The organism is Paenibacillus sp. 22594, from assembly GCF_052044425.1.
Lineage (GTDB): Bacteria > Bacillota > Bacilli > Paenibacillales > Paenibacillaceae > Paenibacillus_AQ.
The window spans coordinates 102,123-115,058 of sequence record NZ_JBQENA010000006.1; the positions used below are offsets into that span (position 1 = coordinate 102,123).

Genomic DNA, 12,936 nt, shown 5'->3' on the forward strand with positions numbered 1-12,936 from the left:
CCGCATGCGGCTAATCCCGCATGTGGTTTATTTATTCTCATTTCATTTAAGATGAACGAAAGACCTACCAAAGGTCAGAAGTGGCGGAGGTGAAGTTTGGAGCTGGAGGAGCGGTAGCGTCCGCCTTTATGTTTGGATTTCACCCGTAGACAACGGTTTAAATCAGGAAATCCAAACATAACAGCGGCCGGAAGCCCAAACATTCACCGCAGTCACGACCAAGGCCGATTAAATAAATCAAAAGTTCAACATAAATATCATTTTTGAAAACGCTCACAAAAGTTCTGATTTTATAAAAACAGTAGCCTGAGTGTAAATACGGACCCCTGTTCCCCTTGCTATACTCAACTTGTCAAACGGGCAGACTGCCTGGGACAACAGAATAGTTCAGGGGGTAGCGCAGATATGAAAAAGTATTCATTACTCATGCTGGCATTGGCACTTGTACTGGTTTTATCCGCTTGCGGCAATAACGGAGGGAACAGCTCCGGTGGCAGTTCGGAAGGAACGAAGGGCAAGGTGGGCATCGCGATGCCGACGAAGTCCTCGGAGCGCTGGGTGAACGACGGCAACAACATGGTAAAAGAATTCAAGAGTCTGGGTTACGGTACGGACCTGCAATACGCTGAGGATGTCGTTGAGAACCAGGTATCTCAGATCGAGAATATGATTACCAAAGGCGTGAATGCCATTGTTATCGCTTCGATTGATGGTGAAGCCCTGACGGACGTCCTGCAAAAAGCGCATGATGCTAACGTAAAAGTCATCGCCTATGACCGTCTGATCAAGAAAAGCGAATATGTGGACTACTACGCCACCTTCGATAATTTCAAAGTCGGTGTGCTGCAGGGCTCTTACATTGAAGAGAAGCTCGGTTTGAAAGAAGGCAAAGGCCCGTTTAACATTGAACTTTTCGGCGGTTCGCCGGATGACAACAACGCCTACTTTTTCTTCGACGGAGCGATGTCGATCCTGAAGCCTTACATTGATTCGGGCAAGCTGGTTGTCCGCAGCAAGCAGATTACAATGGATCAGGTGGCTACATTGCGCTGGGATGGTGCAGCTGCTCAAGCCCGGATGGATAATCTGCTGAGTGCCAATTATGCCAGCGATAATCTGGATGCCGTTCTTTCACCTTACGATGGCATCAGCATTGGCATTCTTTCCTCACTAAAAGGCGTGGGTTATGGTTCGGGTGACAAGAAGCTTCCGGTTGTTACCGGGCAGGACGCCGAGCTGGCTTCCGTTAAGTCAATTCTGGCTGGAGAGCAGACACAGACAGTATTTAAGGATACCCGCGAGCTGGCCAAAAAAGCGGTAGAGATGACGGAAAGTGTACTGAAAGGTACAGAAGCGGAAGTCAATGATACCACCACCTATGATAATGGAGTCAAAATTGTACCGTCCTATCTGCTGGAGCCCGTATCGGTGGATGCTGCCAATGTAGATAAGGTGTTGGTAGAGGGCGGCTATTATACCAAAGAGCAGCTCGGCAAATAACCGGTTGCGAATGCTTTTAGCGGGAAATGCGGCGGCAGTGCTTGTAGAGGCTGCAAGCCGCAATAACCGCTGCTACAGTCTTAATGGAAAGCTGGGTGAGAAGTAATGAGCGAGATTATTCTGGAAATGAAGGGCATTACCAAAACCTTTCCCGGTGTCAAGGCACTATCCAACGTGAATCTGCAGGTCAAAGCTGGAGAGATTCATGCGCTCTGCGGAGAGAACGGAGCCGGGAAATCCACCCTGATGAAGGTGCTGAGTGGAGTCTATCCGCATGGAACGTATGAAGGCGATATTTTATTTCAAGGACAGGTCAGCCAATTCAAAGATATTAAAGATAGTGAAAGCCTTGGGATTGTCATTATTCATCAGGAGCTGGCTCTGATTCCGTATCTGTCCATTTCGGAGAATATTTTTCTCGGCAATGAGCAAGCAACGCGCGGGGTGATCAACTGGAACGCGACGACGGTGAAAACCAAGGAGCTGCTTCAGACCGTTGGCCTCAGCGAATCGCCGTTCACCAAGGTATCGACGATCGGTGTAGGCAAGCAGCAGCTTGTGGAAATCGCCAAGGCGTTGTCCAAAGAGGTAAAGCTGCTCATACTCGACGAACCGACAGCAGCACTGAATGAAGATGACAGTGAGAACCTGCTTACACTGATTCTGGAGCTGAAAAAGCGCGGGATTGCTTCAATTATTATTTCCCACAAACTGAATGAAATTGAGAAGGTGGCAGACTCTGTGACCATTCTACGGGATGGGCAGACGATCCGCACTTTGGATATGAAGCAGGATGAGGTTACCGAGGATGTCATTATTAAAGGCATGGTGGGCCGTGATCTGACCAACCGTTATCCGGAACGGACGCCGAACCTGGGAGAGACCATCTTCGAAATCCGCGATTGGGAAGTTTACCACCCGACTCAGGCGGGCCGCAAAATGCTTGACAAGATCAACCTCCACATCCGCCGCGGGGAAGTGGTAGGCATTGCCGGACTCATGGGAGCAGGACGGACGGAGCTGGCAATGAGTGTGTTCGGCAAATCGTATGGCAGACGGATCAGCGGCCAACTGTTCATGCACGGCAAAGAGGTCCATCTGAACGATATCAACAAAGCGATCGACAGTGGTTTGGCCTATGTAACGGAAGACCGCAAGCATTATGGATTGATTTTGATCGACGACATCAAACGGAATATTTCGCTCAGCAGCTTGAAGAAACTGTCCCGCCGGGGTGTCATTAATGAGAACGAGGAAGTGCTGGTCGCCGAGGAATACCGCAGGAAGCTGAACATCAAGACGCCAAGCATTTTACAGAAAACGGTGAATCTCAGCGGAGGCAATCAGCAAAAGGTTGTGCTCAGCAAATGGATCTACGCCCAGCCGGATATCCTCATTCTTGATGAGCCTACACGTGGCATCGATGTGGGAGCCAAATACGAAATTTACTCCATCATTAACGGGCTGGCGGCAGAGGGCAAAGGGGTGCTGGTCATCTCGTCTGAGCTGCCGGAGATTATAGGGATGTGTGACCGGATTTATACCATGTGCGAAGGCCGCATCAGCGGCGAGGTTGAACGGCAGGATGCATCACAAGAGCTGCTGATGAAATATATGACACGAAGCAGGGGGTAGCACGTCATGGGAGCGATTAGTGAAATTTTTAAAAAGAATATCCGCCAATACGGCATGATCATTGCTTTGATCTTTATCTCGATCTTCTTTCAAATTCTTACAGACGGCATTCTGCTTAAGCCGCTTAATGTAACCAATCTGATCCTGCAGAACAGCTATATTCTGGTGCTGGCAATCGGGATGGTGCTTGTGATCATCACTGGACATATCGACCTTTCAGTAGGCTCTGTAGCCGCTTTTATAGGGGCACTGTCAGCGATTATGATGGTGGATATGCATATGAACCCGGTGCTGGCGGTTATTCTTTCGCTGCTGATGGGGGCACTGGTTGGGGCCTGGCAGGGCTTTTGGGTCGCCTATATCAAAATACCTGCGTTTATCGTAACACTGGCGGGGATGCTGCTGTTCAGGGGACTAACGATGATTGTGCTGAATGGCCAGTCCATTGCGCCTTTCCCCAAAACTTTTCAAAAGATCAGCTCGGGATTCATCCCGGATTTCTTTGGCGGCAGCTCGCTGAATGTCCTGACACTAGTTGTGGGCGTTGTACTTTCCGTGCTGGTCGTGTACCAGGAGTTCCGCAACCGGAAAATCTCTATAAAATACGGGTTTGAGCAAACCTCTGTCTGGCTGTCCGTTGCCAAGGCTGCGGCGCTCGTGATTGTCATTAACTTGTTCTCCTATGTCATTGCCCAATATAACGGAATTCCGAACATTCTGGTGATCTTGATGGTGTTGATCGTCATCTATTCCTTCGTTATGAATCATATGACGATGGGACGGCATATCTACGCTCTTGGTGGCAACGAGAAGGCAGCCAGTCTCTCCGGTGTCAAAACCAAACGTGTCACCTTCTGGGTATTCGTCAACATGGGCGTGCTTGCAGCCCTGTCCGGTCTGGTGTTTGCAGCACGTCTGAATTCGGCGACACCAAAAGCCGGCACCAACTTCGAGCTGGACGCCATCGCGGCTTGCTTCATCGGAGGAGCATCTGCTTCAGGCGGGATAGGAACAGTGGTGGGCGCCATTATCGGCGGCCTGGTCATGGGCGTTATGAACAACGGGATGTCTCTCATCGGCCTCGGCGTCGATTGGCAGCAGGGCATTAAGGGCCTGGTGCTGCTGCTGGCAGTGGGCTTTGATATTTACAACAAGTCTAAGACGGCTTAAGCGAAGCCAGCAAACTTCATAGAAAGAAGAGAAAGGAAGAACCGCTCCTGGCATTTCAAAGGGGGGTTCTTTTTTTTGCATCGGGTAGTTAAAATTGGCAGTACTTTCTTAGTAAAAAGCTTACACCTCTGCTATAATGTTTTCAATACGCTGTCGTAGGGCATTTGAATAAGACGATCCGCATGAGGCTGGAATGCTGTTCACATCGAAATCCCTTAATCATTCAACTGGAGGCTACAGATGCAAATTCTCGCGATGTTGACCATGCTGATTGATCATATCGGCTACATTTTTTTCCCGGGGGAGATGGCCTGGAGATATGTAGGGAGAATTGCTTTTCCAATATACTGCTACGCACTGGTGCAAGGGCATATACATACATCATCAAGACCCCGTTATTTACGCCGGCTGTTGTGGATAGCGCTGTTAGCTCAGGTTCCCTATAATCTGGCGCTTAATCCGGGCGGGTGGAATGTTGTATTCACCTTGCTGCTGTCTGCCGCAGTATTGTTTATTCTGGATAAGCTTCCAAACCTTTGGTACGGCATTCCTGTAGTGATTCTTGCTTTTGTTCTCATGGACCGGCTGCCACTGGACTATAATGCCTACGGTCTGCTGCTGGTACTGATCTTCCGTTATACCCGTTCCTACTGGCTGATTCTGGCCCATTTCGTGCTGAATGGCGTGTATCTGTACTATTATGGCTGGAGGGTGCAAATGTTCAGCCTCGTGCCTACCATTCTTATAGTAACGGCCCCGGGTTTCTGGAGGCTTCTGGAGAAAAAAAGGCTTCCGCGCTGGATCTGGTGGTCATTTTATCCGGGCCATTTGGCCGTACTGGCAATAGTGAAGATTCTTCTTTTTCAGGAATGGGTATTTATAGAGTGGCGGAGTCTGTTTACAATATAATCCTGTTACCGGTTCCACCCTTTATCACCCGATCCTCCCTCTTTTTGAGTTGATGGATATAGATTACAAATATAACTAGAGGAGACATGCTATGAAGAAAATGAAAGCAAGAACCAAGTGGTTACTCCCGATTCTCGCAGTGCTGCTGATTCTGGCGGGTTGTCAGAGTGTGGCGGGATTTGATGTCAACAAGGCGCTTCTGGGAGATCTGGATGTGAAATCTTCCGAATCTAGCACCACCTTGTCACTGAAGGCTGTGCCTGCCGCAGGAATTAGTGCGGAAGATAAAGAAATGGTAGATCTCATCAATTCTTTCTCCTTGAACCTTAGCAGTATGAAGCTTCAGGACAATGGCAACGTATCTGCGGCCGGAGTTGTAGGCTATAAGCAATTATCTATTCCTTTTACATTCTTTATGGATAAAGAGGCTGTTGTCTTTACCGCAGAAGGTGCCAAACAGCCATTCTACTACCCGATTGAAGGGTACGAGGAATCCATGGGCATTCAAGGGCTTGACCAGAACAAGGCACGGGAGATTTCCAAACTGTTGACCTCGTTCGTGGTGAAGAATCTGCCGAATCCCGGCGCGATTAGCGTAGCCGCTGTAAATGAATCTGTATATGGCGAACAGCTGAATTTAACTAAGCTACATACGGAGATTACGGGCGACGAGATGCCGGCGCTTGTGAAGAGCTTTTTGAAATCCATTTCCAAGGATACTGAAGGCTTTACCAATTTCATCAGCGGTCTCTATGATTATCTGTACCCGCTTCTGGAAGCGAATGGTGTAGGCGCAGATGAACTCAGCGATTTGGGACTGGGTGAAATTCCACTGGAAAACAAAGAAGGTGTAGTGACTGTGGCGCATGATGCGGCCAAATTGGCTGTAGATGCACTTCTACTGGTCTATGATAAACAGTTGGATAATCTTTACGCTTCAACACCGGAACTGAAAACTATCCTCAGCAAAGAGACCAAGCTGAATATCGATATGTTTGTGGACAGCGGATTCCATGTGCGCAAGCAGAATATCAATCTCTTCGTCGCATTGCCGGCAAGTGAGGATCTGCCTCTTCAGAGCATTTCCCTCAAAATGGATACGCAAACCTGGAATGTGAATGGTGCGGTAACTGCCAATCCGATTTCGACTAACGGAGCGTTGGATGTGTCCTCTGCTGAGCTTACCCCGGGGCAGACACTCCGAAGCTTTGAGCCAGGTTCAGATGTATATAACATGCTCAAGAATGATATGAATATAACCGCGAAATCCCTGATGATTGCACCGGATGATGATTACTATTATCCGATTGTTGAAGGAGGTACCACCTATGTGCCACTGCGGTATCTGGCAGAAGATATGGATGCTGTAGTGGAGTGGGATGGAGCTAACCGCGCCATCAATGTCACCGATGACGTCTACGGAGATAAGCTGGTATTCAAAATCGGCTCTGACAAGGTTTTGATCAACGGAAAGACAGTGAAGCTTGCCCAGCCGGTATTCGTGGACGAATATGGTGATGCTTATGTGCCGCTTCGTCTGCTGGCAGAAGCACTTCATGCCAAGGTAGAAAAAGATGAAGATGGTTACATCTACATTGACCGTCCGTAACCAATCATAAACAACAAAAAGCCGGAATCTCTTAACCAAGAGGCTCCGGCTTTTTGACGTGCCACGCCGTGCTGCTTCAATCAGCCAATGATCTAAGGTTTGGTCAATACCATTTCAAGCGAGACATTGCTGAGCACTTTATCCTTAGCCATACTCTGTATATAACCGGACATGAAGCCGCCATCCATGCCCATCCAAAGTTCATAACCCGGCATAGACTTGATTTCATCCAAAGCACTGGCAGCAGTTCCGGCGAAATAATTCACGTTCAACCGGGCCATTACTTCAGCCATAGACTTTTTTTCGCTTTCGCTGAAGGTGGAGTCTTTGAGGCGGCCCATCGCCTTGCTATACGATTGTCCGGCGAATACCCCCTCGGCGTAGCTTTTAAAGGCCAGCAGGTGAGGATCAGTATTTCCATTGGCCTTGGCCCAGCCTTCAACATCTACTGCTGTAGTGTGATAAGTTACTGCCCGGGTAACAGGATCAAAGCGCATTGCACCATATTGATGCGGGTTCACGGCCATGGCACTGGTAGCAATATCATAGACTGGAGTGTCTCCGGAATCAGCCGTACCGTCTGTCGTAGGGTCTGAATCGCGTGCGATATCCTGCATGTGGATATGCCCGGACAATACAAGATTAAGCCCATCCTTGCGAAGTGTCTTCATGGTTTCCTGACTGTTGTTAAGCTTGAATCCTGACACAGACATGGAGGTATGGCTGAGAAGGTTATGATGCATCACCGTAATGACCGAGGCCTGTTTCTCAGCTGCGAGCTTTGCGCATTCATCCATCCAGGAGAGGGTAGAAGGGAGGATGCGGCCGTCCGTCTGGGGAAATCCGTAGCTTTCATTGTTGGCATACTGGCTGCTGTCGATCATCAGTAGATATAGCCTTGGTGCCGCTTGAACGAGGTAGCTTAGGCTGTCCTTGTCACGGGAGATTGCTTCACTGTAACCGAAATCAGAATACAGCTCTGTAAAATCCCCCGGAGTGATATGCTCCGCAACGACCTGCTTGTCCGCTTTGAACGATCTCGCCCAGGGATTATTCAAGTCGTGATTACCGGGAATGACATAGACATCGGTGCCTGAAGCTTCCACACGTTTCAACTTCTCCGCCAGCTTCTTATGGCTGCTTGCTTCCCCATTATTGGTAAGATCACCACTGAGAATCAAAAATTCAGGCTTCTTCTGCTGTGTGTCATAGACGAGGGCTTCCATAAGTTCGTCACTATAGGGCAGGATTTTACCGTCTCCGCCGTTCACGTAGGCCTGAAAGGCTTCTCCGCCATCCTGAAGGTCCTTATCGAGATAATGGGTATCTGTAGCCACCCAGAACGATACAGGAGCTGTTGCGTTCTCAGCAGCAGCTACGCTGGATTCTGCAGCATCCCCTAACGGCAATGGAGTGTCTTTACAGCTCGCGAGAATGAAGCCGGCAGCCATTAGCATGGTAAGTGTATATAGATTTGTTTTTTTTGAAGAAAATATCCGTTTATTGTTGTGGATGTTCATCTTATCAACCTTCCTTCTGCACTTTTGCTGAACTATTGTAGCCTATTTGGTGCAGAATTGTATATCGAAAAGTGAGTAACTGTTTCTTATTCTTCCGATTGGAGTATAGAAATAGTGGAACGTGCATAATTTTGCTCAAGGACTGCGACAATAAGGGGTGGCATGGAAAATCAGGTAAAAGGAAAAAGTTGTGAATGGGTCTTGTTTTCTCGAAATTAAAGTGTTAAGATTTAAAAAAGTTAGTAACTAAATAAACGGAGGTATTTATATCATGTCTAAGAACTTTTTTGAAGCAGTAAAAAGCAGACGTTCCGTCTATGCAATCAGCAAAGAATCCCCGATTTCCGATGCAGAGATTCAAGAGATTGTTGAAGCGGCCGTTCTACATAGCCCGACTTCTTTTAACTCTCAAAGCTCAAGAGCGGTAGTACTGCTGGGAGATAAGCACGATAAGGTGTGGGATATTACTGCGGATACCCTGCGCAAAATTGTGCCAACAGAACAATTTGAAGGTACTGCACAGAAATTGTCCTCTTTCAAAGCTGGCTACGGAACAGTATTGTTCTTTGAAGATCAGGCAGTTGTGAAGCATCTGCAAGAGAACTTTGCCCTTTACGCTGAGAATTTCCCGATTTGGTCAAACCAGTCCTCCGGAATTCTGCAATTCGTAGTATGGACTGCGTTTGCTGATGCGGGTCTTGGAGCTTCCCTGCAGCACTACAACCCTTTAATTGATGATGAAGTAAAAACAACCTTTGATATTCCTGCAGACTGGAAGCTTATTGCTCAAATGCCTTTCGGTAAAACCGTTAACTCACCGGGTGAAAAAGAATTCCAGCCGATCGAAGAGCGCGTAAAAGTAATTAAATAAGGGAACCGGAAACGGTTTAAAACCTCCTTGTTCAGGCTAATGATATCTATAGCCCGATTAAGGAGGTTTTTGTGATGCCATGGAACAAAGACGATTATCCGGATTCTCTGAAGAACTTTATGGCCCCGGTGCGAAATAAGGCGATTGAGATTGCCAATGCTCTCTTGGACGAAGGGTATGAAGAGGGAAGGGCAATCTCGATTGCCACGGCACAAGCCAAAGAGTGGGGCGAGAACCATGATAAGCAGATCCGCAAGAAGAACCAATAACGCTTATCAGTAAGGTCGAATTGAAAAAAAGGACGGCGGATAAGGGGCAGTTGACAAAGTCTTCATCTGGAAGGAATTGGTGAAAAACATTTAAACGGGCCTTCGTAACGGAAGTGAACATTGCCGGACAGAATTGAGAGAAACATAACACATATACAAAAGGGGTTGTGGATTTCACTCCACAACCCCTTTTGTCAACAGCTCCGAAAAGTGCCTGTCTATTTTGAGATTGTTATAATTAGGCTATACGGGAGTAAGTTCGCTTACTTTGTAGCTGGTGCTTCGGTTGCTGCCGGATCTGCACTGGCATCAGGAGCCGCGCTTGTAGCAGGAGATGCGGATGCTTTAGCTTTGGCATCAGTCAGTGTATTGGTAATCTTGGCACCTGCAGTCAGATCCTGAAGCCAAGTGGAAGACATTTCGGATACCTTTTTAGCTTTCAAGGTTTTAGTGATTTCTTCTTTCTTTTCGGCAAGTGTATATTCATGAGCTTCTTTGCGGTCAGTTACTTTAATAACATGGTAGCCGTATTCAGTTTTGACAGCTCCGCTGGTTTCACCAACCTTGAGTTTGAAGGCTGCATCTGCGAATTCAGCAACCATATCGCCTTTCTTAAAGAAGTTAAGATCGCCGCCTTTATCTTTGGAGCCGGTATCAGCTGATTTCTCTTTCGCTAGTGTTGCAAAGTCTGCGCCGTCTTTCAGCTGTTTCACAATGGCATCAGCTTCTTCTTTGGTTTTTACTAGAATATGGGAAGCGCGGACTTGTTCTTCCTGGTTAAAGGAAGCTTTGTTTTCATCGTAGTATTTGGAGATTTCATCTTCTGTGACAGTCACTTTAGGCTCAATCAGCTTGCGGATTTTAACCTGCATCGGCATTTGCTTTTTCAGATCGTCCAACGTCATTGAACTTTGTTGCAAAGCATTGTTGAGTGCCTCTTCACCGCCGAACTGTGTCTTCAAATCTTCAATCTCAGTAGTGATGTCTGCATCGGTAACTGTAATGTTGGCTTTTTTGGCCTCCTGGTCAACGAGCGTGTTGGTGATCAGGTTCTGCAGAGTGGCTTCCCCGCCGGCTTCAACCAGCTTGTCGTAGAGCTCAGATTTGGAAATATCAGTACCATTGACGGATGCAACAGCTACTTTGCTGTCATCCTTCTGAAATGGCTGCACGATGAGAACAACAATAAGGGCTGCAGCGAGGACAAGCGATGTGATCATCCAGCCCTTGCCGCCTTTGGCAGATGGGGTGGAAGGAGGTGTTCCATCGCCGACTTTATTCATTACAGGAACATTGACAGCGCTGTCAGGTGCGCCATTCTCTTCGAATACTTCTGCTGCTTTCTGTGCGGTTATGGGTTCCAATTCAGGAGCTGAAGCGGATTCCTCCAGTGATCCATCATTGATAGCGGAAGTGCTGTTTTCTTCCGTCGTTCCATTGTTGTCCAGATGTTCATTCTCATTGAAATCCTTTTTGTCCATTATAATTAATGACTCCCTTCAATATAGGTGTTGCCTGTCTTTCTACAACTTTACCAGAAATCAGGATTCCAAACCTTAAGAAAGTATAAAAAAGCCGATTTACTTTTTAAGTTTCTCTTAAGATACAAGTAAAAAGCCGGAGCGTCATGGATATACCCATGCGTTTCCGGCTCTCTGGAAGGCTCCGTATTCCTCTCCTGCGGCGGATATGTACCCGCTTAAGAGCTGAGGCTTTTCAGCAGATGGCGTATGCTTTCCTGTTTGCGTCTTGGCACGCGTACAGTCTTGGCGTACAGGCCCATCTCTCCGAAATAAATACTGTCGTCTTCGATGGAGCTGATCTTGTTAAGATTGACGTAACAGCCCCCATACACATGATAATAACTTGGATTAGATAACAAACGGTTAAGCTGCTCGGCAGTCATTCTCTTTTTAATGTTATAGTTTCTGCCGTGAAAAATGACCAAATCATGGTCCCCGACCTTAAAGAACAGAATGTCCGTTTCCACCTCGAAGTCCTCATACACATTTCTGGCTTCCAGCAGGCTGCTCATTCATGTTCCCCCTTTATACAAAATTAAAACTCAATGTTAGCGCTTTCATTATAACATAACGATTTACCCTTGAGAAGCCTTATTTTTAAAATGTTTTATGACATTTTTAGCTTGTGATTTGTCATAGACGCAGAAAAAATGTAAATTAATAAGATGGCTACAGTGAAATTGGGCTGAGTAGCCCACAATAGGGATGAACCATTTGAGGAGGATTACCGAGATGAAAGACAATACTAGACTGCTGCTGTTTACCGGTTCCTACGCAAGCGCTGAAGAAAGCGGGGTTCAGGTATTTGAATTGGATGGAGCAGCGGGAGGCACGCTTGCACTGGTGGATAAGGTACAGGGGATAACAAACCCGACCTTTGTGAATGTAAATGCTGCTGAAGGACGGTTGTATGCCATTGGAGAAAAGGCCAATGGAGAGGGCGGCAAGGAAGGGGAAGTGGTTTCTTTTTCCATTGACCCTCAGTCCGGCAAGCTCACCGAATTGAACCGCGTTTCGACGATGCCAGCCACAGGAAGCAATCAAACCACAACTTGCCATATCTCAAGAAACTCTCAAAATGAATTTATTATAGTATGCAGCTATCACGGTGGACTGGTGGGACTGGTGACTCTGGATCAGCAAGGACTGCCGGTCCGGCTGGAGGATACCGCAGTACATACGGGACAAGGAAAGATGCCTGGGCAGGACAAGCCTCACCCGCATTCCGCAATCTTCAGTCCGGATGAGAAATTCCTGTTCGTTTCCGATCTTGGACTTGATGTGATTCGTACTTACCAGATTAACCATGACACCCGGACGCTGGAAGCAAAAGGAGATACCTTGCTGCATGGAGGAGCCGGACCGCGTCATTTCGTTTTTCATCCGGACGGCAAATCCGCTTATGTCATCAATGAGTTGGATAGCACAGTTACCTCTTTTCTTTATGATCGTATAGCCGGTACGCTTCAAACGGTTGCCACCCTATCTACACTGCCTGATGGCTACCCATCGGCAGACAATAGCTGTGCCGAAATCGCCTTGTCCGCAGACGGATTCTATTTGTATGGATCAAACCGCGGGCATGACAGTATCGTGGTCTATGCCGTTGATCCTGCGACTGCCAGACTTACACAGGTGGAGCATGTCTCCACCCATGGCGGGCATCCCCGCCATTTCACCCTTACCCCTGACGGCGCTTACCTGATCGCTGCAAACCGTGATGGCAATAATCTGGTTGTATTCAGCGTTGACCGCGCAAGCGGGAGACTTGCCTTCACGGGCAATACAGTTGAGGTATCCAAACCGGTGTGTGTAAAACCTGCATATTTTCCGGTGACGATATAAACTCCCGGAGAGCCCGGCCCTGTGAACAATACAAGGATGATGTACATGGTTATTTCTTTTTAATCCTTATATTTTAAAAGGAACA

The 12,936-nt window shown here is 47.5% G+C and carries 11 protein-coding genes; 8 read left to right on the plus strand and 3 right to left on the minus strand.

The window, feature by feature from the left end; all coding sequences use genetic code 11:
- Positions 1 to 405: 405 nt before the first annotated feature.
- The 5 genes from chvE to ACTJKB_RS19700 all read left to right on the plus strand — a co-directional run bounded on the left by chvE (position 406) and on the right by ACTJKB_RS19700 (position 6,823).
- Positions 406 to 1,500, plus strand: a complete 1,095-nt coding sequence (gene chvE, locus ACTJKB_RS19680) for a multiple monosaccharide ABC transporter substrate-binding protein (protein ID WP_440836081.1) — start codon at positions 406 to 408, stop codon at positions 1,498 to 1,500.
- 105 nt (positions 1,501 to 1,605) lie between these two features.
- Entirely contained in the window at positions 1,606 to 3,135 is a 1,530-nt protein-coding gene (mmsA, locus tag ACTJKB_RS19685) for a multiple monosaccharide ABC transporter ATP-binding protein (protein ID WP_440836082.1), read from the plus strand.
- A 6-nt stretch (positions 3,136 to 3,141) separates the two neighbouring features.
- Positions 3,142 to 4,305 carry a multiple monosaccharide ABC transporter permease gene (mmsB, locus tag ACTJKB_RS19690; protein ID WP_074112844.1) on the plus strand — a complete coding sequence of 388 codons (1,164 nt, stop codon included), beginning with the start codon at positions 3,142 to 3,144 and terminating at the stop codon, positions 4,303 to 4,305.
- Between the two features lie 240 nt (positions 4,306 to 4,545).
- Positions 4,546 to 5,214 (plus strand): TraX family protein, encoded by a 669-nt coding sequence (locus ACTJKB_RS19695; RefSeq protein WP_440836083.1) that lies wholly within the window; start codon positions 4,546 to 4,548, stop codon positions 5,212 to 5,214.
- A 91-nt stretch (positions 5,215 to 5,305) separates the two neighbouring features.
- Positions 5,306 to 6,823 (plus strand): copper amine oxidase N-terminal domain-containing protein, encoded by a 1,518-nt coding sequence (locus tag ACTJKB_RS19700; RefSeq protein WP_440836084.1) that lies wholly within the window; start codon positions 5,306 to 5,308, stop codon positions 6,821 to 6,823.
- Between the two features lie 92 nt (positions 6,824 to 6,915).
- Here ACTJKB_RS19700 and ACTJKB_RS19705 read toward each other — a convergent pair whose 3' ends face one another.
- Positions 6,916 to 8,343, minus strand: coding sequence for a metallophosphoesterase (locus ACTJKB_RS19705; protein ID WP_440836085.1), 1,428 nt, complete (start codon positions 8,341 to 8,343; stop codon positions 6,916 to 6,918).
- Between the two features lie 271 nt (positions 8,344 to 8,614).
- Between ACTJKB_RS19705 and ACTJKB_RS19710 the strand changes: the two genes are divergently transcribed.
- Together ACTJKB_RS19710 and ACTJKB_RS19715 are read left to right on the plus strand one after the other, a co-directional pair.
- Positions 8,615 to 9,214, plus strand: coding sequence for a nitroreductase family protein (locus ACTJKB_RS19710; protein ID WP_440836086.1), 600 nt, complete (start codon positions 8,615 to 8,617; stop codon positions 9,212 to 9,214).
- 74 nt (positions 9,215 to 9,288) lie between these two features.
- Complete coding sequence (locus ACTJKB_RS19715; protein WP_379153143.1) at positions 9,289 to 9,483, plus strand: DUF2188 domain-containing protein; 195 nt, start codon at positions 9,289 to 9,291, stop codon at positions 9,481 to 9,483.
- Positions 9,484 to 9,746: 263 nt separating this feature from the next.
- On the opposite strand, the gene ACTJKB_RS19720 is transcribed toward ACTJKB_RS19715, so the two are convergent.
- Both ACTJKB_RS19720 and ACTJKB_RS19725 read right to left on the minus strand, forming a co-directional pair.
- Positions 9,747 to 10,964: a foldase protein PrsA gene (locus tag ACTJKB_RS19720; RefSeq protein WP_440836087.1), complete on the minus strand. Its 1,218-nt coding sequence runs from the start codon at positions 10,962 to 10,964 to the stop codon at positions 9,747 to 9,749.
- Between the two features lie 218 nt (positions 10,965 to 11,182).
- Positions 11,183 to 11,518 (minus strand): LytTR family transcriptional regulator DNA-binding domain-containing protein, encoded by a 336-nt coding sequence (locus ACTJKB_RS19725; RefSeq protein WP_074088630.1) that lies wholly within the window; start codon positions 11,516 to 11,518, stop codon positions 11,183 to 11,185.
- 220 nt (positions 11,519 to 11,738) lie between these two features.
- On the opposite strand from ACTJKB_RS19725, the gene ACTJKB_RS19730 reads away from it, so the two are divergent.
- Positions 11,739 to 12,851 (plus strand): lactonase family protein, encoded by a 1,113-nt coding sequence (locus ACTJKB_RS19730; protein WP_440836088.1) that lies wholly within the window; start codon positions 11,739 to 11,741, stop codon positions 12,849 to 12,851.
- Positions 12,852 to 12,936 lie beyond the last annotated feature (85 nt).